The sequence below is a fragment of the Mycolicibacterium pyrenivorans genome (assembly GCF_025821625.1).
Lineage (GTDB): Bacteria > Actinomycetota > Actinomycetes > Mycobacteriales > Mycobacteriaceae > Mycobacterium > Mycobacterium pyrenivorans.
The window spans coordinates 11,940-37,320 of the sequence record NZ_JACKSH010000060.1; the positions used below are offsets into that span (position 1 = coordinate 11,940).

General features: G+C 68.1%; 23 protein-coding genes and 1 pseudogene. 11 read left to right on the plus strand and 13 right to left on the minus strand.

What is annotated here, in order from left to right; genetic code table 11:
* The first annotated feature begins 56 nt into the window (after nt 1-56).
* From crcB (H7I57_RS08325) to mbtN, 6 genes and pseudogenes are all read left to right on the plus strand, one after another.
* Nucleotides 57-458 (plus strand): fluoride efflux transporter CrcB, encoded by a 402-nt coding sequence (gene crcB, locus H7I57_RS08325; RefSeq protein WP_264022930.1) that lies wholly within the window; start codon nt 57-59, stop codon nt 456-458.
* Nucleotides 455-823, plus strand: coding sequence for a fluoride efflux transporter CrcB (crcB, locus tag H7I57_RS08330; RefSeq protein WP_264022931.1), 369 nt, complete (start codon nt 455-457; stop codon nt 821-823). Before crcB (H7I57_RS08325) ends, crcB (H7I57_RS08330) begins: the two co-directional genes overlap by 4 nt.
* A complete protein-coding gene (locus H7I57_RS08335) occupies nt 820-1,905 on the plus strand; it encodes a putative PII-like signaling protein (RefSeq protein ID WP_264022933.1) in 1,086 nt (361 codons plus the stop codon). The genes crcB (H7I57_RS08330) and H7I57_RS08335 overlap by 4 nt, the downstream gene beginning before the upstream one ends.
* On the plus strand, nt 1,902-2,222 hold the full coding sequence (locus H7I57_RS08340) for an acyl carrier protein (RefSeq protein ID WP_264023023.1): 321 nt from the start codon (nt 1,902-1,904) through the stop codon (nt 2,220-2,222). The genes H7I57_RS08335 and H7I57_RS08340 overlap by 4 nt, the downstream gene beginning before the upstream one ends.
* Nucleotides 2,219-3,799, plus strand: a complete 1,581-nt coding sequence (mbtM, locus tag H7I57_RS08345; protein ID WP_264022935.1) for a long-chain-fatty acid--ACP ligase MbtM — start codon at nt 2,219-2,221, stop codon at nt 3,797-3,799. The genes H7I57_RS08340 and mbtM overlap by 4 nt, the downstream gene beginning before the upstream one ends.
* A pseudogene (mbtN, locus tag H7I57_RS08350) lies at nt 3,796-4,994 on the plus strand (mycobactin biosynthesis acyl-ACP dehydrogenase MbtN). Before mbtM ends, mbtN begins: the two are co-directional and overlap by 4 nt.
* On the opposite strand, the gene H7I57_RS08355 reads toward mbtN, so the two are convergent.
* Together H7I57_RS08355 and H7I57_RS08360 are read right to left on the minus strand one after the other, a co-directional pair.
* Nucleotides 4,991-5,623 (minus strand): GNAT family N-acetyltransferase, encoded by a 633-nt coding sequence (locus H7I57_RS08355; protein WP_264022936.1) that lies wholly within the window; start codon nt 5,621-5,623, stop codon nt 4,991-4,993. The pseudogene mbtN and the gene H7I57_RS08355 overlap by 4 nt on opposite strands.
* Nucleotides 5,624-5,681: 58 nt before the next feature.
* A complete protein-coding gene (locus tag H7I57_RS08360; RefSeq protein ID WP_264022937.1) occupies nt 5,682-6,107 on the minus strand; it encodes a hypothetical protein in 426 nt (141 codons plus the stop codon).
* Between the two features lie 31 nt (nt 6,108-6,138).
* Between H7I57_RS08360 and H7I57_RS08365 the strand changes: the two genes are divergently transcribed.
* Entirely contained in the window at nt 6,139-6,333 is a 195-nt protein-coding gene (locus tag H7I57_RS08365) for a hypothetical protein (RefSeq protein WP_264022939.1), read from the plus strand.
* Between the two features lie 90 nt (nt 6,334-6,423).
* Here the strand turns inward: H7I57_RS08365 and H7I57_RS08370 are convergent, their stop codons facing one another.
* Entirely contained in the window at nt 6,424-7,389 is a 966-nt protein-coding gene (locus H7I57_RS08370; RefSeq protein ID WP_264022941.1) for a DUF808 domain-containing protein, read from the minus strand.
* Between the two features lie 187 nt (nt 7,390-7,576).
* Between H7I57_RS08370 and H7I57_RS08375 the strand changes: the two genes are divergently transcribed.
* Together H7I57_RS08375 and H7I57_RS08380 are read left to right on the plus strand one after the other, a co-directional pair.
* Complete coding sequence (locus H7I57_RS08375) at nt 7,577-8,275, plus strand: ICP22 family protein (RefSeq protein WP_264022942.1); 699 nt, start codon at nt 7,577-7,579, stop codon at nt 8,273-8,275.
* A gap of 87 nt (nt 8,276-8,362) precedes the next feature.
* Complete coding sequence (locus H7I57_RS08380; protein ID WP_264022944.1) at nt 8,363-9,055, plus strand: HAD family hydrolase; 693 nt, start codon at nt 8,363-8,365, stop codon at nt 9,053-9,055.
* Here H7I57_RS08380 and H7I57_RS08385 read toward each other — a convergent pair.
* The 3 genes from H7I57_RS08385 to H7I57_RS08395 form a co-directional block, all read right to left on the minus strand.
* Nucleotides 9,049-11,892, minus strand: coding sequence for an MMPL/RND family transporter (locus H7I57_RS08385; protein WP_264022946.1), 2,844 nt, complete (start codon nt 11,890-11,892; stop codon nt 9,049-9,051). The two genes, H7I57_RS08380 and H7I57_RS08385, sit on opposite strands and share 7 nt — an antisense overlap.
* Nucleotides 11,893-12,057: 165 nt before the next feature.
* The gene (locus tag H7I57_RS08390) at nt 12,058-13,077 is read right to left on the minus strand and encodes a TAXI family TRAP transporter solute-binding subunit (RefSeq protein ID WP_264022948.1); all 1,020 of its coding nucleotides are present in this window, start codon (nt 13,075-13,077) and stop codon (nt 12,058-12,060) included.
* Between the two features lie 5 nt (nt 13,078-13,082).
* On the minus strand, nt 13,083-15,170 hold the full coding sequence (locus tag H7I57_RS08395; RefSeq protein WP_264022950.1) for a TRAP transporter permease: 2,088 nt from the start codon (nt 15,168-15,170) through the stop codon (nt 13,083-13,085).
* A gap of 241 nt (nt 15,171-15,411) precedes the next feature.
* Here H7I57_RS08395 and trhA point away from each other — a divergent pair, with 241 nt between their 5' ends.
* Nucleotides 15,412-16,086 carry a PAQR family membrane homeostasis protein TrhA gene (trhA, locus tag H7I57_RS08400; protein WP_264023024.1) on the plus strand — a complete coding sequence of 225 codons (675 nt, stop codon included), beginning with the start codon at nt 15,412-15,414 and terminating at the stop codon, nt 16,084-16,086.
* Between the two features lie 14 nt (nt 16,087-16,100).
* On the opposite strand, the gene H7I57_RS08405 is transcribed toward trhA, so the two are convergent.
* Genes H7I57_RS08405 through H7I57_RS08420 form a run of 4 tightly spaced genes read right to left on the minus strand, consistent with a single transcriptional unit; the run spans nt 16,101 to nt 21,413 of the window.
* Nucleotides 16,101-16,796 carry an Ntn hydrolase family protein gene (locus H7I57_RS08405; RefSeq protein ID WP_264022952.1) on the minus strand — a complete coding sequence of 232 codons (696 nt, stop codon included), beginning with the start codon at nt 16,794-16,796 and terminating at the stop codon, nt 16,101-16,103.
* A complete protein-coding gene (locus H7I57_RS08410; RefSeq protein ID WP_264022953.1) occupies nt 16,793-17,101 on the minus strand; it encodes an STAS domain-containing protein in 309 nt (102 codons plus the stop codon). Before H7I57_RS08410 ends, H7I57_RS08405 begins: the two co-directional genes overlap by 4 nt.
* Entirely contained in the window at nt 17,101-21,294 is a 4,194-nt protein-coding gene (locus H7I57_RS08415) for a SpoIIE family protein phosphatase (protein WP_264022954.1), read from the minus strand. Before H7I57_RS08415 ends, H7I57_RS08410 begins: the two co-directional genes overlap by 1 nt.
* Nucleotides 21,291-21,413, minus strand: coding sequence for a hypothetical protein (locus tag H7I57_RS08420; protein ID WP_264022956.1), 123 nt, complete (start codon nt 21,411-21,413; stop codon nt 21,291-21,293). Before H7I57_RS08420 ends, H7I57_RS08415 begins: the two co-directional genes overlap by 4 nt.
* 277 nt (nt 21,414-21,690) lie before the next feature.
* On the opposite strand from H7I57_RS08420, the gene H7I57_RS08425 reads away from it, so the two are divergent.
* Entirely contained in the window at nt 21,691-23,217 is a 1,527-nt protein-coding gene (locus tag H7I57_RS08425; RefSeq protein ID WP_264022958.1) for an FAD-dependent oxidoreductase, read from the plus strand.
* A gap of 27 nt (nt 23,218-23,244) precedes the next feature.
* On the opposite strand, the gene H7I57_RS08430 is transcribed toward H7I57_RS08425, so the two are convergent.
* From H7I57_RS08430 to H7I57_RS08440, 3 genes are read right to left on the minus strand one after another with little or no spacing between them, the layout of a single operon-like run.
* Nucleotides 23,245-24,084 carry an SDR family oxidoreductase gene (locus tag H7I57_RS08430; protein WP_264022960.1) on the minus strand — a complete coding sequence of 280 codons (840 nt, stop codon included), beginning with the start codon at nt 24,082-24,084 and terminating at the stop codon, nt 23,245-23,247.
* Nucleotides 24,085-24,096: 12 nt separating this feature from the next.
* Entirely contained in the window at nt 24,097-24,567 is a 471-nt protein-coding gene (locus H7I57_RS08435) for an SRPBCC family protein (protein WP_264022962.1), read from the minus strand.
* Nucleotides 24,564-25,271: a phosphodiesterase gene (locus tag H7I57_RS08440; protein WP_264022964.1), complete on the minus strand. Its 708-nt coding sequence runs from the start codon at nt 25,269-25,271 to the stop codon at nt 24,564-24,566. Before H7I57_RS08440 ends, H7I57_RS08435 begins: the two co-directional genes overlap by 4 nt.
* Nucleotides 25,272-25,381 lie beyond the last annotated feature (110 nt).

Consider the following 25,381-nt stretch of genomic DNA (forward strand, 5'->3'; position numbering starts at 1 on the left):
ATTCTGCTACGTCTCCCTCGCGCAAAGAACCCACCCGGGTGTGCATACTCTCCGTCATGGCCTACGACCGGCGGGAACTCACCGCGGTGTTCGTCGGCGGCGCGCTCGGTGCGCTCTCCCGCGCGGCCTTCGAGACGTTGGCCGCCCCGGATCCCGGACGCTGGCCGTGGCCGACGTTCGTCGTGAACATCGTGGGCGCTTTCCTGCTCGGCTACTTCACCACCCGCCTGTTGGAGCGGCTGCCGCTGTCCAGCTACCGGCGACCGCTGCTCGGCACCGGGTTGTGCGGCGGGCTGACGACCTTCTCGACGATGCAGGTCGAGACCATTTCGATGATCGAGCACGGGCATTACGGCCTGGCGGCCGGCTACACGATTGGCAGCATCGTCGGGGGCCTGATCGCCGTCTACGTCGCCACGATGCTGGTCCGGCGTGTCCGGGTGGGGGTGCGGCGATGACGGACATTCTGGTCTGGGGCGGCGTCCTGGTTCTCGGCGGGGTCGGCGCGGTGGCGCGCTTTCTGGTCGACCGGACGGTGGCACGCCGCACCGCGGGCTCGTTTCCGTTCGGCACCCTGGTGGTCAACCTCAGCGGCGCCCTCGTCCTCGGCTTCCTGACCGGTTTGGCACTCCCGCACGACGTGGCCCTGCTCGCGGGCACGGCCCTGATCGGTTCCTACACGACGTTTTCGACGTGGATGTTCGAGACCCAACGCCTCGGCGAGGAACGCCAGGCCGGGTACGCCGCGGCCAACATCCTGGTCAGCGTCGCACTCGGCTTGGCGGCCGCGGCGGCCGGGATGTGGCTGGGGATGCGGCTGTGAACCAGGACTGCCTGAAGCTGACCGCGTACTTCGGTGAGCGACAGCGCACCGACGGGCAGTTCCTCGCCGAGCAGCTGCTCGCGCTCTACGGTCGCGAACGCTTGGCCACCAGCATCATGCTGCGGGGCGCGGCCGGCTTCGGACCGCGGCACCAACTGCGCACCGACAGCTCGCTCAGCCTTTCCGAGGATCCGCCGGTGGCCGTCGCGGCAGTCGACACGGCCACCAAGGTCGCGGGGTTGGTGGACGCGGTGGTCGATCTCACGCCCCGTGGCCTGGTGACGGTGGAGCGGGCGCGGCTGATCGGCGGCGAACAGGACACCGACGCTTTCGCGATGCCACCGGCGATGCACGGTGCGGTGAAGCTGACCGTGTACGTGGGTCGGCAGGAACGCGTGCGCCGAGTCCCTGCCTACCGCGCCGTCTGCGATCTGCTCTTCCGACGCGGACTCGACGGAGCGTCGGCGTTCCTGGGCGTCGATGGCACGGCGCACGGACTTCGCCACCGCGCCCGGTTCTTCGGCCGCAACGTCGACGTGCCGATGATGGTCATCGCCGTCGGCGGGGCCGAGCACGTCGGGCGGGTCGTCCCCGAGCTCTACGGTCTGCTTCGCCAGCCGCTCATGACGATCGAAAGGGTGCGGGTCTGCAAGCGCGACGGCGTCCTGCTCTCCCGGCCGGATACTTTGCCCGGCAAGGACTTTGACGGCCGGCCCCTGCACCAGAAGCTGATGGTCTACACCTCGGAGGACTCCCTCTACGACGGGATACCCATCCACCGCGCGCTGATCCGGCGATTACGGAAAGCGCACTGCGCCAGCGGGGCAACGGCGTTACGCGGTATGTGGGGGTTCCACGGCGGTCAGCCCCCGCACGGTGACCGGCTCTTCCAGCTCAGCCGGGGGATTCCAGTCACCACGATCGTGGTGGACACCCCCGACCGCATCGCGCGCAGCTTCGACATCGTCGATGAGGTGACCCGGCAGCACGGCCTGGTGACCAGTGAGATGGTGCCCGCGTCGATGTCGATCGACGCGGACAGCGCACGACGTCGCGTCGAGTTGGCCAGCTATGACTACTGACACCCAGGCGGGGTAAGCGTAGCCTACCTTTACTTGTCGGTGTAACGTCCCACCGCATGGAGACGCCAACCCCGGACGCCGTCGGCGCGGCCCTCGAGGAGATCCTGCGCGACGACCTCAATGTCGACATCAGTCGCGTGACGCGCGAGTCGCGCCTCATCGACGACGTGGGCCTTGATTCGGTGGCTTTCGCGGTCGGCATGGTGGCCATCGAGGACAAGATCGGCGTGGCACTGTCCGAAGAGGATCTGCTCACCTGCGACACGGTCGGCGACCTCGAGGATGCGATCCTGGCGAAGGTACCGGCAGGCCGGTGAGTGCGCTCGCGACCGCGTTGTCGACGGCGATGACGACGTCGACGACGGACCTCGTGCTGCTCGACCGCACCAGCGGAACCTGGACCCGACATCCGTGGCAAGAGGTACACGCCCGCGCCGAGAACATCGCCGAACACGTCGTCGCGGGGCCTCCCGGCGCCGTCGGCCTGGTGGGCGAACCCACGGTCGAGTTCGTCGCGGCGATCCAGGGTGCGTGGCTGGCGGGGCGCGCGTTGTCCATCCTGCCCGGGCCCATTCGCGGCGCGGCCGGTCACGAATGGGCCTGCGCCACCACCGAGCGGTTCGCCGGCATCGGGGTCGGCCAGGTCTTCAGCCTCGACAATCAGCTGACGTTGTTGCAGGACAACGATTCCGGTGTCGCGATTCACGACGTGGCGACCGTCGGTCACTCCCGGCGATCCTCGACGTTCGAACCCCAGATCGCCGAGTCGGGCACCCCGGCGATCCTGCAGGGCACTGCCGGATCGACCGGAACGCCGCGCACCGCCATCCTCTCACCCGAAGCGGTGGTGAACAACGTCATCGGGTTGACCCGGCACGCCTCGGTGGACGCCACCGTCGACGTCGGGTGTTCGTGGCTGCCGCTGTACCACGACATGGGGTTGTCGTTCCTGCTGAGCAGCGCACTGGCCGCCAGCGAGTTGTGGCTGGCGCCGACGGCAGCCTTCGCCGCGTCACCGTTCCGGTGGCTCACCTGGCTGTCGGAGAGCCGCGCAAGCATCACCGCCGCACCCAATTTCGCGTACTCGGTGCTCGGCAAATATGCCCGGCGGGTACGCGACGTGGACTTGGGCAGGCTTCGCTTCGCCATCAATGGCGGCGAGCCGGTCGACTGCACCGGCTTCGAGGTGTTCCTGACCGAGATGACGCGTTTCGGGCTCGATCCGCATTGCGCCGCGCCGTCGTACGGACTGGCCGAGTCGACGTGTGCCGTCACCTCCCCGCTCCCGGGAACCGGCCTGGTTGTCGATGAGATCGTCGATCCGGCAACAGATTCCGCGACGCGACACGCCGTGCTCGGCGCTCCCATCCCCGGCATGGAGTTGCGGATCGTGCCGACCGACCATGCCGAACGGTCCGGCGGCCCTGAGATCGGAGAGGTCGAGATCCGGGGCACGTCGATGATGTCGGGGTACGTGGGACAGCCCCCGACGGCGCCCGGCGAGTGGTTCCGCACCGGCGATCTGGGCTACCTGCGCGACGCCGGTCTGGTGGTATGCGGCCGGATCAAGGAACTCATCACCGTGGCAGGACGCAACCTGTTCCCCAGCGAGGTCGAGCGCGTCGCCGCGCAGGTGCGCGGTGTGCGCGAGGGCGCCGTCGTCGCGGTGAGCGCCGACGGCGGCTCGGCTCGCCAGGGTCTCGTCATCGCCGCGGAGTTCCGGGGATCCGACGAGGCTGGCGCCCGAAGCGAATTGGTCCAGCGGGTGGCATCGCACTGCGGTGTGGTACCTGCCGACGTGGTCTTCCTCGCACCCGGTTCGCTACCGCGCACGTCGTCGGGCAAGCTGCGCCGACTCGAAGTGAAACGAAACCTGGAGGCCGTGCGCGCATGACCACCTCGCTCGGTTCCGACATGGAAGGTTACCGCCGGCTTCTCGACGAGGTGTTCGACGACACGATCGTCGGCTGGACCGCCGATGCCGAAGCGTCGGAACGGTTTCCCCGCAAGCTGATCGAGCACCTGGGCGCTCGCGGGGTGTTTCGCAGCAAGTGGGGTCCGGCCGGCGGCCAACACCCCGACGTCGCCAAACTGAACGAACTCGCGTTCAGCCTCGGCAGGCTGGGTTCGGCCGGGATCGGGGTCGGCGTCAGCCTTCACGACTCGGCGATCGCCCTGCTACGGCGATTCGGCAAATCCGATCACCTCAAGATGATCTGCGAGCAGGCCATCGACGGTGAAGCGGTGCTGTGCATCGGCGCCTCGGAGGAGTCGGGCGGCTCGGACCTGCAGATCGTCGAGACCGAAGTACGCTCCGCCGGAGAAGGTTTCGAGGTCCGCGGCGTCAAGAAGTTCGTCTCGCTGGCCCCGGTCGCCGATCACATCGTGGTGGTCGCCCGGGGCATCGACAACGACCCCGGCAGCAGGCACGGCAACGTCCTGGTGATCGCGGTGCCCACCACGAAGGTCGAGGTGCAGACTCCGTACCCAAGGTGGGCGCCGGGCCGTTGGACACCGCGGCCGTGCACATCGACACCTGGGTGCCGGCAGACCATCTGGTGGCCAGGGCCGGTACCGGGTTGGCGGCGATCTCCTGGGGTCTGGCCCACGAACGGATGTCGATCGCCGGTCAGGTGGCCTCGTCGTGTCAGCGGGTGCTCGGCGTGACCCACGCCCGCATGGTCCGGCGCCGCCAGTTCGGCGCGACGCTGTTCGAGCATCAGGCTCTGCGGCTGCGGATGGCCGACCTTCAGGCACGCGTCGATCTGCTGCGGCACGGTCTCAACGGCATTGCCGCACAAGGTCGTCTGGACCTCAGAGCGGCGGCGGCAGTCAAGGTCACCGCGGCACGCTTGGGCGAGGAGGTGCTGTCGGAGTGCATGCACATCTTCGGCGGTTCCGGCTATCTCGTCGACGAGACCCCGCTGGGCCGGTGGTGGCGCGACATGAAGCTGGCCCGGGTCGGCGGCGGCACCGACGAGGTGCTGTGGGAGTTGGTGGCCGCGGCGATGAAACCCGACTTCGACGGCTACGAGCAGATGATCGGCAACCATCCCCCGAGTAGCGCGGGAAAGCCGGAGGGCGGTTAGCTCACGGTCGGAATGTCGTCCGCGGTGCGGGGAAGCGCGTAGAGCGCCATCCGCCGGTTGGACATGTCGTGCTCGCCGAGGAACACGCACTTGGCGAACTCGCACACCCGACGGGCGCCGGTGTTGCGGTGATCCGGGTCGAACATCACGCGCCGGCAACGGGGTTCGATGTCGAACAGACTCGCCATCACCTTGGGTAACAGCAACGGCACCAGGCCCCGGTTCAGCAGTGCGAGATCGGCGACCGCCGCATGAATGCCGAGATCGTATGGATCGGCTGCGTACCGGGGCGCGATGGAATCCTTTGCTGCCCGGTAGATCTCGATGTAGGCGACGTCACGGCCGCGGAATCTGCCGATGAACGGCCTCGAGTATTCGCCGTCGAGCTGGGCCTGCATGTAGCGCTGCCACCGCTGCGGCGGCCACGGATACTCCCAGGCCTGGACCAGGTGCGGCATGTTCATCCACTCCGACACCATCTCCGCGTCGGCGACCGGGTCGGCGATCCGCAGACCGTACGGTGGTGCGACCGTCGGGGCCGGCGGTCCCGGCACGGCCCGGACGTCATCGGAGATCGAGGTGAGCTCGCGCGGGAGGACAGGTTTGAGGGCCTCGTCGATGTCGGTCATTTGACCGAGGAGCCTACCCGAGAAGGTAAGGGCAGGGTGACCTTCATCGCGGTGGACGTCACTGCACGACCAGCAGTACCCCCGCGACGATCAGTGTCAGGACCTTGACGACTTCCAGCGCGACGTACCACAGGTGAGCGTGCGACCGCGGGTCCTCGCTCCCGGCGAGCACCGCGTCGGTACGCCTGCTCAGCGCCGGACGCACTACCAGGATCTGCGCGAGCAGAGCCAACCCGGCCGCGGCCGCCGCGACGACGACGCCGGTTGTCGGGGGCGTCACCACGAATGCGACGACGACAGCGGCCGCCAGCAGCAGCTCGCAGCTGTTGAGAGCGCGGAACACCAGGCGGCCGATACCGAGACCGACCTGCAGTGTCACCCCCGGGGCACGGAACTTCAACGGAGCTTCGATGAACGAGATCGCCACGACCATCCCGAGCCAGACGGAGATGGCGGCGAGGGCGACAGCGGAGCCGGCGTGCACGTCGAGCAGCCTACGGTGACATCGTTGAGACATGAACTCCGACCGCGTCGCCGAACTCCAACGCTGGGAGGACGCCGGCGCCGTGTGGCGGGTGATCGGACGCACCGCCGACTCCGTCACGGTGGCGCTGCTGCGGTGCGACGCCGGTGAGGAGGTGGGGCGCTTCACCAGTGATGATGCGCAGCTGCTGGCCTTCATCGGCGATCGCGACAGCAGCGAGGACTGAGCCTGCGCGGGGGCCGCCGCAGGCGGCGCCGGATCATCGACCGAGCCGGATTCGGTATGCGGTTCGCACCGTACCCCCAGGGCTGAAGGATCAGGCCTTCGTGGCGTGCTTGTCCTTGCCCTTGTCGTTGTCCTTGCGCCCGAAGGGCAGCACCTGCATGACCGCGACGACCACGGCACCGACGGCGAACCCGATGACCGCCGAGGCCGCCGTGTTGACCAGCCAGGCAAGCGCACCGCCGACTCCGGAGACGTGGCGCACCCACTCCTCGACGTCGTGGACCAGACCGTAGGGCGCGTGCCAGCCGAGCGTGTCGGTCCCGAGGAGCAGGATGTGGCCACCCACCCACAGCATCGCCACGGTGCCGACGACCGAAAGCGCGGACAGCAGCCTGGGCATGGCATTGACCAGTCCATGACCGACCTTCTTGGCGAACCCGGATGAGCGCTGGGTGAGGCTCAGGCCGATGTCGTCCATCTTCACGATGCCGGCGACGACGCCGTACACCGCGACCGTGATCACCACGGCGACCACGAAAAGGATGATCAACCGCGGCAGGAAGGACTCGGCGGCCACTTCGTTGAGGGCGATCACCATGATCTCGGCCGAGAGGATGAAGTCGGTGCGGATCGCACCGGTGACCATGAAGCGCTCGGCGTCCGGGCCGACGGTGGCTGCGGGCACATCGTGTGCTTCGTGTCCGAGGAGCCTGCCCAGCACCTTCTCGGCACCCTCGTAGCAGAGGTAGGTGGCGCCGAGCATCAAGATCGGGGTGAGCAGCCATGGCACGAACTGGCTGAGCAGCAGCGCCGCGGGCAGGATGAAGAGGATCTTGTTGCGCAGCGATCCGATCGCGATGCGCTTGATGATCGGCAGCTCACGTTCGGCGGCGATGCCGTGCACGTACTGCGGTGTCACGGCGGTGTCGTCGATGACCACTCCGGCGGCCTTCGCGGTCGCACGCCCGGCGGCCGCACCGATGTCGTCGACCGAGGCCGCCGCGAGTTTCGCCAACACCGCGACATCGTCCAGGAGCGCGAACAGGCCGGCGCTCATGGCGTCACCGTGAACGCATCTGCGGTCATGGCACCGAAGGTTACCCGCTGGCACCGGCCGGGCGCGCGGCGATCGCAGCTTCTCTGACACGCCCCGATCGAACGCCCGATGACCTGCAGATTTGCTACCGTAGACGCTCGATCGCGGCGGCGCCGGGACGACCATCGCGGCGAAGCCACTGTGGGTGGTGAGCACCGGCGAGCCGTTGGAGACGGCGGTCGGCTTCCTGGTCCGGCTGGCGCTGCCCCTCGTCAGCGGTGTGTTCGCGGCGGGTGCGGCGGTGGGCGACGTGGCCGAGGCGTTGTTCGATCTCGACATCGTCGGCGCCGTCAACGCGGCGACCAACATCCCGGCACGGATCGTCGATGGTTTCCTCAACGGCGTCGTCGACGGCGAGACGCACGCGTACTACGGATTCGTCGACCCCGTGTTCGAGGCTCCGGTGGTCGACCAGCTGACCGGCCCCGTCACGTTCCTGATCGAGTCACTACAGGACATCGGCGAGACCATCTCGTCGTCGCCATCCCCCGCGGGCCAGGTCCCCGATCTGGCCGCACCGACGATCGCTCTTTCCGGTGCTCCCGAGGAGACTGTCGCCGAGGATGGCCCGGGGACCGAGGTGACGGCCGGTGACGCCGGCCGCGGTGACGGACCCGATTCCCGTCCCGCTCCCGAACCGACCGAGTCGGAGCCGGATTCGGACATCGGAGGTGACGAGAAGGGCGGTGACGAAGGCAATCTTGCCGCTGACTCCGACGAGGCGCCCGAGGAAGCCGAGTCGGTGGCCGACGAAAGCGCATCCGAGGCGGGTGCGGGCGAACAGTCGGACGCCGAGACGTCCGCCCCGGACGACACGCCGGCGTCACCCGCCGGCGTGGAGGGGTGACGCCCGCCGCATCCAAGGATCGTTGCACCGTTTCGGCGATCCGCGGCTCGGGTATCTGCCCGGGGACAACCCGACAGTCAGGTGCCCATGAAACCTCATCCCCCTCCCGCAGTGCTGTTCGACGTGGACGGCACCCTGGTGGATTCCAACTACCTGCACGTGTGGGCCTGGTTGCGCGCCTTCGACGCCGAGGGGCTTCCCGTCGACGCGTGGCGTATCCACCGGTGCATCGGCATGGACGGTACGACGCTGGTGCGAACGCTCTCCGGCGATGCCGGCCAGGGAGTGCTGGACCGTCTCAAGGAACGGCACAGCGAGTTCTACGAAGAGACCGCGCACCTGCTCGCTCCCCTGCCCGGTGCCAGAGATCTGCTGCGCGCGGTCGCAGACCGGGGACTGCAGGTGGTGCTCGCGACATCAGCTCCCGAGGACGAATTGGCAATGCTGCGAAAGGTTCTCGACTGCGATGACGTCATCGCCGCGGTGACGTCATCGCAGGACGTGGAGACGGCGAAGCCCAAACCCGACATCGTCCAGGTGGCATTGGAACGGGCCTCGGTGACCGCGGCCGACGCCGTGTTCGTCGGTGACGCCGTGTGGGACTGCGAAGCGGCCGCCCGAGCGAAGCTTCCGTCGATCGGGGTGCTCAGCGGCGGGGTTTCGCGCGGGGAGTTGCTCGAGGCCGGTGCGGCCGCGGTGTTCGAAGACGCCGGTGACCTGTTGGCGAATCTGGACACCAGCCGGATCGGACAGTTGGCGGGTCGCCGGCGGGATCAGTGATCTCGGGCCGCGGGGCTGATCTCCTGCAGTCGGCGCAGCGAGGCCGGGGTCTGGAACCGCTGGGGCCACCAGAACCAGCGACCCAGCAGTGACGCCAACGAGGGCGTCATGAAGGACCGCACGATGAACGTGTCGAACAACAAGCCCAACGCGATGGTGGTACCCACCTGTGCCATCACCCTCAGGTCGCTGAACGCGAATGTGGCCATGGTCAACGCGAACACCAGACCCGCCGAGCTCACGACCGATCCGGTACCAGCCATCGCGCGGATGATGCCGGTCTTCAAACCCCCGGGTAGCTCTTCCTTCAACCGCGAGACGAGTAGCAGGTTGTAGTCCGATCCCACGGCCACGAGCAGAACGAGGGACATCGGCAGCACCATCCAGTGGAGTTCGAGGCCGATGATGTGCTGCCAGGCCAGCACCGAGAGCCCGAATGAGGCGCCAAGTGACATCAAAACCGTTCCCACGATGACGGCCGCCGCCACCAGCGCGCGTGTGATGATCAACATGATCACGAAGACCAGTGTGACCGCGGCGATTCCGGCGATCATCAGGTCGTAATGCGACCCGTCGCGCATATCTTTGTACGTGGCGGCGGTGCCGGCGAGGTAGATGGTCGAGCCCTCCAGCGGAGTGCCCTTGATCGCCTCCTTGGCCGCGGTCTTGATCGGCGCCACCATCGAGATGCCCTCCAACGCAGCAGGGTCGCCCTCGTGGCTGATGATGAACCGCACCGACTTGCCATCCGGTGAGATGAACTGGTCCATCACCCGCTTGAAGTCGTCGTTTTCGAAGATCTCCGGCGGCAGGTAGAAAGTGTCGTCGTTACGGGCGTCGTCGAACGCCTCGCCCATGGCGTGCGAGTTCTCCAGCTGCGCCGCCATCTGGTCCTGCAGGCCCTTCTGCGACTGGTACATCGTCAGCATCATCGACTTCATCGTCTTCATCGACTCGATCTGACCCGGCAGCAGCTCGACCAGTTGCGGCATCAGCGTGTCGAGGCGTTCGAGATCGGGAATCAGTTGGTTGATGTCATCGGTGATCGTGTTGACGCCGTCGAGTGTGTCGAACACCGAACGGAACGCCCAGCACGCGGGAATGTTGTAGCAGTGCGGCTCCCAGTAGAAGTAGTTACGGATGGGCCGGAAGAAGTCGTCGAAATCGGCGATGTTGTCCCGAACCTCGGCGATGTTGATCGTCATGTTCTTGGTCTTGGTGATCAACTGATGGGTGGTGTCGCGCATCTGACCCATCAGGCTCGACATCTTCTCCATCGTGTCGATGGTCTTCTGCATCTCGTCGGCCTGAACCAGCATGTCGGCCATCCGGTCCTGCATGTACTTCTCGTTCAGCTGGGTGAGCGTGCCCCGCATGCTCATCTGGAACGGGATGGTGCTGTGCTTGATCGGTTTTCCGTCGGGCCTGGTGATCGTCTGGACGCGGGCGACCCCGGGGATCCGGAAGAGAGCTTTCGCGATCTTGTCGATGACGAGGAAGTCCGCGGGGTTGCGCAGATCGTGGTCGCTTTCCACCATGAGTAATTCGGGATTCATGCGGGCAGCACCGAAGTGGCGGTCGGCGGCGGCGTAGCCGACGTTGGCGGGGATTTCCTCGGGCAGGTACACGCGCGCGTCGTAATTGGTTTTGTAACCGGGCAGCGTGAGCAGGCCGACGAGCGCCAGCCCCAGAGTCGCGGCCAGGACGGGTCCCGGCCATCGCACCACCACCGTCCCGATCCGCCGCCAGCCACGCGACCGGATGGCCCGCTTGGGCTCGAACAGCCCGAAACGACCGGCCACCACGACCACCGCGGGTCCGAGCGTCAACGCCGCCGCGACCGCGACCAACGTCCCGACCGCACAGGGCACGCCCAACGTGTGGAAGTAGGGCAGGCGGGTGAAGCTCAAGCACAGCATGGCGCCGGCGATCGTCAGCCCCGATCCCAGCACGACGTGCGCGGTGCCGCGGAACATCGAGTAGTACGCCGACTGTAGGTCCTCGCCTGCTCCCCTGGCCTCCTGGTATCGGCCGATCGCAAAGATGGCGTAGTCCGTCCCCGCGGCGATGACCATCAAGGTCAGTAGGTTCACCGCGAAGGTCGACAGCCCGATGATCTCGTTGGTGGCGAGGAACGCGACGATGCCCCGGGCGGCGCCGAGCTCGATGAACACCATGCCGAGGATCAGCAGCATCGTCGCGATCGACCGGTAGACGAGCAGCAGCATCACCGCGATGACGCCGATCGTGATGAGCGTGACCCGGAAGATGCTCTTGTCGCCGGCGTGATGCTGGTCGGCGATCAAGGGCGCTGCGCCGGTCACGTAGGTCTTGATCCCCGCCGGCGCGGGCGTGGTGTCGACGATCTCGCGTATCGCCTCGACCGACTGGTTGGCCTGCGCCTCGCCCTGATTGCCGCGAAGATGCACCTGTGCGTAGGCCGCCTTGCCGTCGGCGCTCTGGGCGCCCGACGCTGTCAGCGGGTCGCCCCAGAAGTCTGCGACGTGCTGGACGTGGACGGTGTCGGCCTCCAGCTTGTCGACGAGTTGGTCGTAGTAGCGGTGCGCCTCGTCACCGAGCGGCGCATCACCCTCCAACACGATCATCGCGGTGCTGTCGGAGTCGAACTCCTCGAAGTTGCGGCCGATGCGCTTCATCGAGATCAAGGCCGGTCCGTCGTCGGCGCTGAGCCCGACCGTGCGGTCCTCGCCGACCTTCTCCAGTGGCGGGACCGCGACGTTGGTGACGACGGTCAGCAGAATCCAGGCGAGCACGATGGGCACGGCGAGGACGCGAAAGATCCGCGCGAGCCCCGAGCGCTCACCCGCCAATTCCACCGCCCCCGATCAGGCCAGGCATCGGCCCATCCAGAAGCCGCTCGTGTGACAGTCCAAGTTCTGCGTGCCCCACATGTAGTCAGTCACATCATCGCTGTCAATGTGACACGACGTTACCCGCCAGCAGGGTAGCCACAGTTTGCGCCGGGCGATGAAGCTGCCCCGCTATTTCACTGCGTCGAGGCCGTCGAGCGCGTGTTCGGCGCCCCGGTTCAGCGGCACCGGGTCGGTGTCACGCGCGGTCTCCAGCTTGATGCCCTTGGCGGCGCCGACCACCTCCGCCATCGCAGGCTGCCTCTCGAACAGCGTCCTGGTCAGCACACAGGCCAGGTTGGCGTCGACGTCGTCGCGAACCAGCAACAGGTTCGCCACGACGATGGTCTTGACGTCGGCGGGCAACCCGTAGGTCGCGGCCGGGATGACGCCCTCCTCGTAGGCTGGGCTCACCTCCTGCATCTTGGCCAGCTGCGGGGTGATGTCGATGAAGGCGACCTCGTTGCCCGCCGTCGTCAGCAGATCGGTGATCCCCGGCGTCGGAAGGCCGCCGGACCAGAACAGCGCATCGATCGAGCCGTCCTTCATCCCGTCGACGGTCTTGGTGAGGTCCAGTCGCTGAGCGGCGACGTCGGACTGCGGGTTCAAGCCCGCCGACTCGAGCAGCCGGTTGGCGATGACCTCGGTGCCCGACCCAGGCGAGCCGGTGGACACCCGCTTTCCCCGCATGTCGGCGACGGAGGTGATGCCACTGCCCGTCCTGGCGATCACCTGGGTGTAGTTGGGGTAGATGCGGGCAAGCGCCTGCACGGGTTGTTTCTCGCCGTCGAAACTCGCCTTGCCCTCGACGGCGTCGGCCGCCGTGTCGGCGAGCGAGAACGCCACCTGGTAGCTGCCGCCGACCAGTTGCTGGATGTTCTGCACCGACGCCCCGGTCTCGGCGGCGGTCGCCTTCACCCGGCCGTCGGTGGCCGCCGAAATCTGCTCCGCGTAAGCGTTTCCGAGCGAGAAGTACACCCCCGTCGCATTGCCGGTCGCGATGCTCACCCGGGTGTCGGAGCCGACCTCGCAGGTGATCTCGCCGCCCGCATCTGCGCTCGGGGCGTCCTGCCTGCCACCGCAACCCGTCGCCGCGATCCCGGTCAGCGCCAACGTTGCGAACACCGCGAACGCCCGAGCGCCACGCCTCATGTCCGTCATCCTCCTGTCGACCTCCTCTTGTCAGCGATCATGGTCAGTGCGACTGCACCGAGCAGACACGTCGATCCCGCCGCGATGGTGACGGGATCCAGGAACAGCAACAGCATGGCCGCAATCGCCGTGAGAATTCGGGGAATCGGTCGCATGGCGCCCACACCGATCACCCACCCGCCCGCCGCGAAGGACAGTGCCACGATGCCCGCGAGGGCCGCGGCCGACGCCCACACCACCCCGATCACCGGGCCGCGGCCCAACAGGTACTCACCCGGATCGGTCACGACGAACGCGATGGGAACCAGGAACGCAGGGGCCGCGTAGCGCAGTGTCTGCCACATCGTGGGGATGGCCCGGCCACCGGTGACGGCAGACGCGCCGACGGCCGCCAGCGCCGTCGGCGGGGTGACCTCCGACAGCACCGAGTAGTAGAAGACGAACATCGCGGCCGCAGGGGCCGGGACGTCGAGCGCCAGCAGCGCCGGACCGATGATGACCCAGCCGATGACGAACGACGCCGTCACCGGTATCGCCAGGCCCAGCATGGCCAGCGCCACCGCGGCGAAGACCGCCGTCAGCGCGAGCATCACCGTCCGGTTGTCGGTGATCGCATCGACGCTCCCGACCAGCACGGAGGAGAACTGGGCGCCCAGCCCGGTCTTCGTCGTCATCGCGGTGATCACCCCGGCCGCTGCACATACCGCCACGACCGGGAGGACGCCCCTGACCCCGGCGCTGAGGGCGTCGAACAGTCGGCGTGGTGTCAGCGCGAAGCGCCGATCCAAGAAGGACAGCAGGACAGCCAGAATCGTGGCGTACACCACCGCCCGTGTGGCCGACATCCCGATGGCCAGCAGGACGACGATCGCGATGAGCGACGAGAAGTGGTACCCGAAGCGGCCGAGCAGCTTCCATGGTGACTCGGCATCGAGATGGGTTGCGCGCATCCCGAACCGGCGGGCGTCGATCTCGACCGCGAGCAGGATGCCCAGGTAGTACAGGATCGTCGGGATCATCGCCCAACCGAGCACGGTGAGATACGAGACCTCGAGATACTCGGCGACGATGAACGCGGCCGCCCCCAAGGTCGGCGGTGACAGCAGCGCGCCGACGCCGGCCGCCGCCAGCACGCCGCCGGCACGTTCCGGGGTGTAGCCCGCCTGCCTCATGATCGGCCACGTGACCGCGCCGACACTGACGGCCGTCGCGGTCCCCGAACCGGAGACGGTGCCGAGGAGGAACCCGGACGCCACCGTGGTCCGGCCCGCCGCGCTGCGCGACCGCCGGAATGCGGCCACCGACAGGTTCACGAAGAATCGCGCGCCGCCGGAGAGTTCGAGCACCGCGCCGTAGATGGTGAACAACACGATGTAGGTCGCGGCGACGTCGAGCGGCGTCCCGAAGAAGCCGCTGCCCGAGTTGTAGAGCGCGTCGACGATCTGGTCGAAGTCCAGACCCGCGTGGGCGATGGCCCAGCCCTGTGGGAGCAGGCCGCCGTAGTAGCCGTACGCGAGGAACAGCCCGCACACGATGGGCAGGGCCCAGCCGGTGGTGCGTCGGCACGCCTCGAGGACGAGCACGAGCAGCAGCGCCCCCATCGCCACATCGATGGGTTCGAGCAGCCCCTGCCGGTCGAGGAAGGCGTCGTAGCCGCCACCACCGGATCCGATCTGGACCGGGAGCACCGGATAGAGGCAGACCAACAGCGTGACACCGGCGAGCAGCCAATCGAGCACACCGGGCCGGGCGGCCGGGTCGAGCCGGCGCCGCGGACGCGAGGAGCGAGACAGCACGAGGCCGGATCGGTAGACGAGAAAGACCAGCGGCAGCGATCCGGCCAGGAAGACGATCAGGTAGAACTGGCTGCCCTGCGACAGCGGCCGGAACACCTGCCAGATCGTGAACACCGCGACGGCGAAGGCGACGACGGCGACGAGGCGGTTGGTCCAACCGTGCAGTTCCCGGGCGGGTTTCTCCTGATCATCGACTTGCGGCACGGCCTGGGCGTCCGGGGACCGCTGTGGCGAAGTCGGCACGGTGGCGCCCACCGCCGGCGTGTCGCCGTGCAGCTTCGACGGGCGCGGATCCATCGGATGCAACCGTAGGCCGCCGTCACCGCATTCGCGGTGGAACGACGTGAGGTGCGCGCCGGCTCCGTGCGCCTTCCCGGAACTCGCGGCGGGGGCCCTATGCTTGGGGCGCCATCGACAATGGAGGCGTCCTGACAAACGGTCTATCGCCGATAGGCACCCGGTGACCTACCGGCCTGCCGACACCGCGGCTCCGGTGTTCGCTGCCGGCCACGCCGAGGCCGAGGATGTCGACGACGACATGCCACAGGTCGTCGCCGACACCATCACCGACTTCCTGCACACACCGCGTGCCCGCGGCTGGATTCACTTCTATTCGGCCGCGACCGCCATCGTGGCGGGGACGGCACTTGTGCCCGTCGCGTGGCTCACCGTGTCACCGAGGGCCGGCTTGGCCACCCTGATCTACGCCGTCGGCATCGTGGCGATGTTCGGCATCAGCGCTGCTTACCACCGGGTGCACTGGAGTTCACCGGTGACGGAGAAGTGGATGATGCGCATCGATCACTCGGTGATCTTCGTGTTCATCGCTGCCAGTTACACGCCCTTCGCGCTGTTGGCGATGCCGCCACACACCGGGGTCCAGGCCCTGACCATGGTGTGGTCCGGCGCGGCCGTCGGTGTCGTGCTCAAGATGTTCTGGCCCTCGGCCCCCCGGTGGGTCGGGCTGCCCCTGTACCTGATGCTGGGCTACTCGGCGATCTGGTTCGCCGGAACACTGGTCGACGGCGCAGGTTGGGCGGTGGTCGCGCTCCTGGTCCTCGGGGGTGTGCTCTACAACATCGGCGCCATCTGCTACGGCCTGCGCTGGCCGAATCCGTGGCCGCAGACCTTCGGCCATCACGAGTTCTTCCACGCCTTCACCGCGGCGGCAGCCCTATGCCACTACTTCGCGGCCTGGGGCCTCATCGTCTAGACGAAGCGGTCCGTTCAGTCGAAGAGGTCGTCGAGGGCTCGCTGTTCGAGTTCGACCCATCGCTTCACCTGTTTGCGGACGCCTTCCACCTCTTTCGGGCTGAGGTGGTCGGCGCCCTCGGGGGTGATGCGGCAGATGTCCATCGGGCCACCGACGCTGGGTGAAGACGCGTCCAGGGCGTCGAGGACACGCAGTGCCGCGACCACGCCGTAGTCGACGTCGCGCTCTCTCATGTGGAAATGCGTGAGCAGTGCGTGCGCCTGCTGGGCCATCGGCGCGCCACTGCCCACGGCTTGAAATCCGGTCTCCTCATGGTGTCCGATGAGGCCGCTGGGGTCGAGGTCGATGATGAACGGATCATCGCCGACGTAACCCGCGGCGAGGACGTAGGTCGCCGGTGTGCCGGCCGCCTCCTGGCCGGGAACGTCGGTGATGAAGTTCTCGTAGTGGTGTTTGAGTACGGGCAGCACCCTGGCCTGGAGAGCATGTCCGATGTTCTTGGCCTCGATGACGGCGTCGGCCTCGTCGTTGAAGATCTGCTCGATGTCGTAGAGCGCCGCCCTCGATCCGCTACCGCCCCACGCGGCGTGCGCACCCAGCGAGTGCAGCTTCTGCGCGGGGTAGGACAGCCCCCTGCCCGGATCGGTGATCTGCGAATCGGAGGCCACCACGATGCCGTTGGCGCACCGCACAGCCAGCACGACGGTCATTTCGATGCCGGTTTCACGGTAGCCACCTCAGTCAGTCCGCTGATGGTCAGGACAGGCATGAGGATGGGGTTCACCACGACCTGGATGGCGTTGGCATGGGCGAACAACACGCTGATGGCCCCGCTGTCCAGGTAGTCGACGTCGCTGAGATCGACGCGGAGTTGCAGATCCGATGCCGCCGCTCTGGCCTCGGCCACGGCTTCCGAGAAAGCGTCGACGTTGCTCAGGTCCAATTCGCCTGTCGCCTTGAGCACCAGCGAGCCATCGTCGCCGCTGTCGGTGGTCAGGCTCAGCGGTGTCACCATCATGAAATCCTCGCGTGCATGTGGACGGTGGTACCGCCGGCCTCCGGCTCGATCGTCACATCATGCATCAGGCCCCGCATGAGTGCGATCCCGCGACCCCGATGCGTAGCCGCGACGGGGGTTTTCCAGGAACCGGTGTCCACAACGGTGACGTGCAGTCGGTCCGCGAGGGCAGTCGCGCGCAGCGTGACAGTGCCCTCAGTGCCCTCAGTGCTCTCAGTGCTCCTTCCGTGGCGATGACCGTGCTCGATCGCGTTCGCCAGCGCCTCACCCGTGGCGATCAGCACGTCGAGGATCTGTTCGGCCTTGACGCCGGCCCGGGTCAGCCAGCTGCGGAGTGCGGCCCGGCTGGGAGCGAGCTCGCCGACATCGGCCGGCATCTTCATCTCCAAGGGCGCCGGCTGCCGATAGAGGAGCATCGCCACGTCGTCTTGGTAACCCTCGGTGGGCGCCAGCCGCGACATGATCAGCTTGGCCAGCTGATCCAGCGTGGTGGCGCCGTCGTCTTCCATGACGTCGGCCGCGCGGGCGATGCCGTCGTCGAGCGCCTCGCGACGACGTTCCACCAGTCCGTCGGTGTAGAGCAACAGGGTGGCCCGCGGCGGCATCGTCTCGCGCGCTTCGGGGCGGACCCGGTCGTAGGCCACCCCCAGAGGCGTGGCCTGAGCACCGTCGAGCAGGACGCGGGAGCGGTCCGCCCCGACGAGTATCGGCGGTGGATGGCCCGCGCTGGAGTACACGACCTCGCCGGTGTCCGGGTTCAGCACCGCACAGAACGCGGTGGTACATCGCGCCCCGGCCAGCCGCACCGCGAAACGATCGACGGCCGAGAGCGCGGCAGCGGGGCTGGGGTGTTCCAGCAGCAGTGCGCGGGCGGCGCTGCGAAGCTGGCCCATCACCGTCGCGGCGGCCAGGCCGTGGCCCACGCAGTCGCCGACGATCAAGCCGATGCGGCCGTTGTCGAGATCCACGACGTCGTACCAGTCACCGCCGACCTGCAGCGGTCTGCTGGCCGGCTGATAGCGCACCGCGAAGCCGCTGGACACCGGCGGTCCGAGGATCGCGTGCTGCAGCGCCAGCGCCGTCTCCCGCTGCTGGTCGACCTGATGGACGCGCTGCAGCCCCTGCCCGAGGCGCCCCGCGAGCACGGTGAGCAGCGTGCGTTCCTCCGAGGTGAGGGGGCGTGGGTCGCTGAGCTGGAGGTGCATGACCAGCACACCCTGCGGGTGCTGCATGGCGATGCCCGCCGTGCCTGGCACCGTGGTGTCGGGCACCAGCAGCTCGCCGTCACACAGCGACGTGATCGCCCCCCGGGTGCGCGCAGGCAGCTCGGCCCAGCGAGCCGGGCCTGCTCCGACGCAGACCAGTTGCGGGACCGGCTTGTCCTGATGAGCCGCGTAGACGGCGGCACGCACGGCGTTTGCGTCCCACACCTGGCACAGCGCCTCAGCGGCCCCGAGCACGGCGTCTTCGAGGGTGTCGGCCTGCACGAGGCGCTCGTTGAGCGCAGCGAGCGCGGTCTCCCGCTGCACGGCGTACCGCTCGGCGGTCACGTCACGCATGGTTCCGACCGTGACGCGGCGGCCCGTGTCGGGATCGGTGGTGTGGTTGAAGGTTGCGCTCACCCACAGGCGATGGCCGTCGCGATGGTCGACCGGGACCGCCGACATGGTGCCGTGCGGGCGCTCGAGCAGCTGCTCGAAACCCAGGGTGGCCTGCCGGCGTTCCTCGGTGCCGCTGTCGCCGGACTGCCACCACGGGTGGGGTGGCTGGTACGGCAGCCCGTCGGCGTCGAAGCCGAGCAGGTCGGTGAACGCCGCATTGATCTCGATGACCGCACCGTCCTCGTCGCACACGAAGAACGCTTCCTGCAGCGACTCGATCATCGCGTCGCGCCACCGTGCATGACGGTTGCGCAGTCGTGAGAGTTCGACGTTGGCGCGCACCCGCGCAAGCAGTTCGGCCGCCGCGAACGGCTTGACGAGGTAGTCGTCGGCGCCGGCGAGCAGGCCGCCGATGGACGCCTCCTGTCCCGCGCGGGCGGACAGCAGCAACACCGGCACCGCTGCGGTGCGATGGTCGGCACGTAACGCCGCCACAAGCTCCAGCCCGTCGAGACGGGGCATCATCACGTCGCTGATCACGATGTCGGGCGCTGCGGCGCGGACGGCGTCCAACGCCCGCTGACCGTCGCTGACGGTGTCGACCGAATACCCGTCCGCGCGCAGCAGGCGGGAGAGATACTCACGCATGTCGGCGTTGTCGTCGGCGACCAGGACGCGTACGGGCGACTCGGAATCCCCGGCTTGCCCGGCTGCCTGCGGTGCGGGAGCGTCGACCGGGTCGGGCAGGGTGTCGAGCAGGTCGGGCTCTTCGTCGACCGGCATCCAGCGCAGCGCCTCCTGCATGTACGTCACGGCGGTGCTGTTGTCCGCCCGCCCCGCGCTCGACGCGACGACGGCATCCTCCGGTAGATGCGCGGTGCCGAACGGCAGGCGAATGGTGAACGTGGTGCCGACCCCCTCGGTGCTGTCCGCGTCGATGGAGCCGCCGTGCAGGCCCACGAGTTCCTTCACGAGCGCCAGCCCGATGCCGCTGCCCTCGTTGGAGCGTCCGCGCGCGTCCTCGATGCGGTGGAACCGCTCGAACAGACGGGGTATCTCCTCGGCGGAGACGCCGATTCCGGTGTCGGCGACCGTGATCACCGCCTCGTGGCCCGCGCGCCGCACGCTTATCGAGATGGCGCCGTCGAACGTGAACTTCAACGCATTCGAGAGCAGGTTGAACACCACCTTCTCCCACATGTCGCGGTCGACGTAGACCGGCTCGTCCAGTGGGGGGCACTCCACGACGAACGCCAGCCCCGCCCGGTCGACGGCGGAGCGGAACACGCTGGCCAGCTCGGCTGTCGTCGCGGACAGGTCGACGGGTTCGTAGCGCGCATGAGCGCGACCGGCTTCGATGCGGGAGAAGTCGAGCAGCGCGTTCACCAACTTGGTCAGACGTAAACCGTTGCGCCACACCACGTCGAGTTCCTGGCGGGTTCGCTCGTCGACGCCCTCTGCCTGACGCAACTCGGCCACGGGATCGAGAATCAGCGTCAGCGGGGTGCGGAATTCGTGACTGATGTTGGAGAAGAAGATGGTCTTGGCACGGTCGAGTTCGGCGAGCTCCTCGGCCCGCCGCTGCTGGACCCGGTAGCTGCGGGCCAGGCCGATGCCCGCGGCGATGTGGCCTGCCACAAGGGTCACGAAACCCCGGTAGGCGTCGTCCAGCGGCCGATACCGGTTCAGCCCGGCCACCAGGAACCCGCTGGGCGTCCCGCCCTGCCTCAGGAGTGGGACGACGAGCGCCTGCGCGGGCGGATCACGCCACTCCCCTTTCGGTACCTCCACATACTGCGGGTCGTGGAGGTCGACAAGCACGGACTCGCCACGCGCCGGCGCCTCGACCGGCCACAGCTCGCCACCAGCGGCGGCGAGTGCCGCAGGCGCGACCGGGTGCCCGGCTGCGATCCCACTGGCACCGGCCAATTGCGCGTCGCCCGCGTCGTCGAAGAGATAGGTCAGCGTGAACGGAAGATCACGCAGGTTCTGGCCCAACTGACGGTCGGCGAAGGCCAGGATCTCGCTCTCGTTGCGGACCACGCTGGGATCGGAACCCAGGTCCCGCAGCGTGGCCATCCGCCGTTCGCCGATCACCTGCTGGGTGTCCTCGCTGACGACGCAGAGCATCCCGACGACCTGCTCGTCGTCGTCCCGCAGCGGACTGTACGAGAAGGTGTGATAGGTCTCCTCGGGAAATCCGGACCGCTCCAGGAACAGCAGCAGCGACGTGTCCCAGGTGGCAAGTCCCGTCGACAGCACCTGGTCGATACGCGGACCGATGTCGTCCCAGATCTCGGCCCACACCTCGCTGGCCGGCCGGCCCAGCGCCCACGGGTATTTGCGTCCAAGGGTGTCGCGGCGGTAGGCGTCGTTGCAGAAGAACGTCAGATCGGGTCCCCAAGCCATCCACATCGGAAAGCGCGAGGACAGCAGAATGCTCACCGCCGTCTGGAGGCTCTGCGGCCACCCCTGCGGCGCACCGAGCGGGGTGGCCGCCCAGTTCACCCGCGCATGGTCGGCGCCGACGTCGCCGCCGACGTCGAAAACGGCGGCCGAGGACGACCTTTCGCCACTCACATCAGTCACCGTCGACCGCGTCGTCCCGGCGACGGGTGGAACGTCTCGACCGTGGTCGAGTCGACGGGACCGCTGGCCGACACCACCACCGCCGCGTCGCGAACGTCCTGCCCTACATCCAAGCCCACCTGTGCATCCTTCTGTAGCGGCCCACCCGGCGGCGGATTACCCGATCCTGCGCCCGCACACACTCCCGATCCGACGCACCACCGCGGCTACCCATCGGAGTGGCCGGGAACGCGCTCGTGGACGGTGTCGACGGCAGGGTCCGGCTCGGAACTCGGGGGCACATCCGGGTCGGGCATGCGCTCATTTTGACATCGGGGCGAACATCGCATGTGAGTTCGGAGCCCGCCGCGCGCCGTCGGCGGTTTGGCTCTCGCGCTGCGGGGTAGTCGCGGCGGTATGACATCCCTTTGGCTGTCCGACCGCGCCGAAGCCGCCGATCGACCCGACGTCCCGCAACGGGCCGATGTCGTGGTGGTCGGTGCGGGTATCACCGGACTGACGACCGCGGTCCTGCTGGCACGTGCCGGAAAGAGCGTCGTGGTGCTCGAGGCGCGCCACATCGGGGCGGGCGCCTCGGGCAACACCACCGGCAAGGTGAGCCTTCTGCAGGGGACCAAGTTGTCCCGCATCGCCTCCAAGCACGGCGAGGACGTGCTGCGCGCCTACGCGACCGGCAATTCGGAAGGCCGCGACTGGCTGCTGCGGTACTGCGACGAGCACGGGGTGAGCGCGCAACGCGAGGACGCGTTCAGCTACGCCCAGAGCCCCGACGGCGTCGGCGACGCCAGGAGCGAACTCGACGCGGGTCGTGCGGCAGGTCTCGACGTCACCTGGTGTGACGAGGCCGACGTTCCGTTCCCCTTTCACGGTGGCGTGCGACTGGCCGATCAGGCGCAGATCGATCCCGTGCCCCTTCTGCACAGCCTCGCAGCCGAGCTCGACAGCCATGGGGGCAGCGTCATCTCGGGCGCCCGGGTGCACGCCGTGTCGGGTCGCCGCCCATTGCGGATCGACGTGCGCCTGTCGACGGTCGACGCGCAGCACCCTGCGCACGTCCAGATCACGGCTCACCAGTGCATCCTCGCGACCGGGATACCGATCCTGGACCGGGGTGCCTTCTTCGCGCGGGTGAAACCCGAACGCTCCTACTGCCTCGCCTTCGATGTGCCCGGCGACGTGACGCGGTCGATGTTTCTCTCGGTCGACTCGCCGACGCGGTCGATTCGCTATGCCCCGACGGCCGAGGGCGACAAGCTCGTCGTCGGCGGTGCCGGACACACCGTCGGTAGGGCCGCGTCACCGTCCCGCGGGATCGAGGAACTGGCGCGTTGGACCCGTCTTCACTACCCCGGAGCGGTGCAGACCCATTTCTGGTCGGCCCAGGACTACACCGCCATCGACGAGCTCCCGTATGTCGGGCCGCTGCTTCCCGGTCTCGACACCATTCACATCGCAACGGGTTTCGACAAATGGGGCATGACCAACGGGGTGGCGGCCGCGCTGGCGTTGAGCAGTCGGATCCTGGGCGGGCGCATGGACTGGTCGGCGGCCTTCGCGAGCTGGCGGAAGGGGGAACTGACCGGGGTGAGCACGGCGTTGCAGGCCAACCTCGAGGTCGGCCTCAACCTGGCCAAGGGCTGGGTCAGCCCGTGGGCCGCAGGCGCTGAGCGCCCGGGCGACGGGGACGGGGTCGTCAGTGGGCCGCCGTGGCGTATGCGCGCCGACAGCGTGGTCGACGGCGAGGCCCACACCACGTCGCCGGTATGCCCGCACCTCGGCGGTGTGGTGCGGTGGAACGACGCCGACAAGGCGTGGGAGTGCCCACTGCACGGATCGCGGTTCGCACCCGACGGCGAACTGCTGGAGGGCCCGGCGACACGCGGGTTGACGCCGTCTGCCGAGAAGACCAGCGGCCCCGCCTGATTCGCGCGCCGGCGGCACGCGCCCGGCTCAGAGAATCGGTCGCCCGCCGGTGACGGCAACCCGGGCACCGGAGATGTAGCTGCCGTCGTCGGAAGCCAGCAGGACGTAGACCGGCGCCAGTTCGGCCGGTTGGCCGGCCCGGCCCAGCGGGGTGTCGTCTCCGAAGTTGGCGACCTTCTCCTCGGGCAGGGTCGCCGGGATCAGCGGTGTCCAGATCGGCCCGGGAGCGACGCTGTTCACCCGGATCCCCTTCTCCCCGAGCAACTGGGCCAGGCTGGCGGAGAAGTTGGCGATCGCGGCCTTCGTCGCGGCGTAGGGCGCAAGCGTCGGTGACGGCATGTCGGAGTTGACCGACGAACTGCCGATCACCGACGACCCCGGCGGCATGTGTGGCAGCGCCGCCTTCAACAGGTAGAAGTACGAACCGACGTTGAGCCGGAACGTGTAATCCCACTCCTCGTCGCTGATCTCGTCCAGGCTGTCGTGCGACATCTGGAAGGCGGCATTGCTCACGAGCACGTCGATCCCACCCAATTCTGTTGCGGCACGGTCGATCACGGCGCGGCAGTGGGCGGGGTCGGCAAGGTCGCCGCGGACCAGCACACACGTGCGGCCCTCGGCCTCCACCAGGGCGGCGACCTCGGCGGCGTCCTCGTCCTCGTCGAGGTAGGCGATCAGCACGTCGGCGCCCTCTCGCGCGTAGGCGATCGCGACGGCACGGCCGATACCGCTGTCACCGCCGGTGATCACCGCGCGTTTACCGGCGAGCCGACCCGAACCCCGGTAGGTGTCCTCGCCGCAGTCCGGAACGGGGTTCATCGCGGACTGCACGCCGGGGACCTTCTGCTGCTGTGGCGGGAAGCCCATGTCTACACCTCTCTAGTCAGCGGTATCCAACTGTCTGCGCTCAGCCAGGGCGGCCAACCGCCATGTGCATTCCCGGTTTCTCGGCCATGCGGCGGCGAGACCCACGCGGTCGGGCAGCCATCGCAGCGGGACGCTGGCGGGAACCTCCGCCATCTCGATCCGGCACCCGGTGGGAATCGCGCTGAGCCGCATGGTGATCCGCGCGGCACCGAAGGGCCGCGTCTTGGCCAGCAGGACGAGTTCCTGCAGCGGCGTACACGATTCGACGGTCGTGGTGTCGTTGATCACCAACGGCCACAGCCCGATCGAATGGTGGATCTGACTTCCCGGGGCGGGCCAGTCGCCGTCCACCGCACGCATCCGGCTGTTGCCCACCACCCACTGCGAGTACGTCCACCCGTCGGCGAGGACGTCCCACACCGCTTGAACCGACGCCGAGGTGTCGCGGGTGACCGTCAGTGAACTCTGCGCTTCCTCTGTCACGAACTCGCTCCTCGAGCGTCGCGCCCTTCGCGACTGCTGTCATACGCCTGCCGCCGGACCCGGCGAAGCCAGCCAGGCCAGAGCTCCACTCCCGGGGCACTGTTGCGCGCCGGGTCGAAGGCGACGTCGTCGTCGGGGTGCTCGGCCGCAGGGATCACCTCGTTCAGGTTCAACCGGGCCAACGGCCCGAAAGAACCGGTGCCGCATGCCTGTTCGATATCGAACTTTAGCCCACCGTGGGCGATCCGGTCTACGACGGAATCCAGTGACAGGCCCGACGCGGGCATCTCGGTGGTGAGGCGGGCGCGGACCCACCACAGCTCACCGTCGTGGCGCAGCGGCATCAGGCTCGAGAACAGCGTGTTCGACCAGGACGTCACCGGGCGCAGCAGCAACCTGTTCGGAAGCACCGACGCGCCGCCGAGGCCTGCGGTGGCCAGCAGCACGTCCCACGGCCTGGAACGGGTGTCCGTCGACGGCATCCGCCAGGCGAGACCGGCAACATCCGGCAGGTCGCCGGGCACGCCGAGGGCTTTGGACACCCTGCCCGTGACGGGGCCTGATGCGATGGGCAGCCCGTCGCCGGCGGCGGCGAGTCGTTCGACGCCGCCGTTCGCCAGCACCCCCACCGGGTGGAACAGCCGGCGAGCACGCACCGCCGCGCCGAGCCGGATCGGTAGCGCAGCGATCTCGGAAGCTCTCATGGGGGACGTACTTGCCGTTGGACGGGAAGATCAAACACCGGGCACCCCGGATCGTCGGATCGACGCGTCGGGCCTGGGACGGCGCTTTAGGAGAAGCACCGTTTTCCCTG

Excerpts from the sequence above, each read along its gene's own strand:
- crcB (WP_264022930.1), top strand. The coding sequence starts at position 57 with ATGGCCTACGACCGGCGGGAACTCACCGCGGTGTTCGTCGGCGGCGCG.
- crcB (WP_264022931.1), top strand. The coding sequence starts at position 455 with ATGACGGACATTCTGGTCTGGGGCGGCGTCCTGGTTCTCGGCGGGGTC.
- H7I57_RS08355 (WP_264022936.1), bottom strand. The coding sequence starts at position 5,623 with ATGACCGACATCGACGAGGCCCTCAAACCTGTCCTCCCGCGCGAGCTC.
- H7I57_RS08365 (WP_264022939.1), top strand. The coding sequence starts at position 6,139 with ATGAACTCCGACCGCGTCGCCGAACTCCAACGCTGGGAGGACGCCGGC.
- H7I57_RS08370 (WP_264022941.1), bottom strand. The coding sequence starts at position 7,389 with ATGAGCGCCGGCCTGTTCGCGCTCCTGGACGATGTCGCGGTGTTGGCG.
- H7I57_RS08380 (WP_264022944.1), top strand. The coding sequence starts at position 8,363 with ATGAAACCTCATCCCCCTCCCGCAGTGCTGTTCGACGTGGACGGCACC.
- H7I57_RS08390 (WP_264022948.1), bottom strand. The coding sequence starts at position 13,077 with ATGAGGCGTGGCGCTCGGGCGTTCGCGGTGTTCGCAACGTTGGCGCTG.
- H7I57_RS08395 (WP_264022950.1), bottom strand. The coding sequence starts at position 15,170 with ATGGATCCGCGCCCGTCGAAGCTGCACGGCGACACGCCGGCGGTGGGC.
- trhA (WP_264023024.1), top strand. The coding sequence starts at position 15,412 with ATGCCACAGGTCGTCGCCGACACCATCACCGACTTCCTGCACACACCG.
- H7I57_RS08405 (WP_264022952.1), bottom strand. The coding sequence starts at position 16,796 with ATGACCGTCGTGCTGGCTGTGCGGTGCGCCAACGGCATCGTGGTGGCC.
- H7I57_RS08410 (WP_264022953.1), bottom strand. The coding sequence starts at position 17,101 with ATGGTGACACCGCTGAGCCTGACCACCGACAGCGGCGACGATGGCTCG.
- H7I57_RS08425 (WP_264022958.1), top strand. The coding sequence starts at position 21,691 with ATGACATCCCTTTGGCTGTCCGACCGCGCCGAAGCCGCCGATCGACCC.
- H7I57_RS08430 (WP_264022960.1), bottom strand. The coding sequence starts at position 24,084 with ATGGGCTTCCCGCCACAGCAGCAGAAGGTCCCCGGCGTGCAGTCCGCG.
- H7I57_RS08440 (WP_264022964.1), bottom strand. The coding sequence starts at position 25,271 with ATGAGAGCTTCCGAGATCGCTGCGCTACCGATCCGGCTCGGCGCGGCG.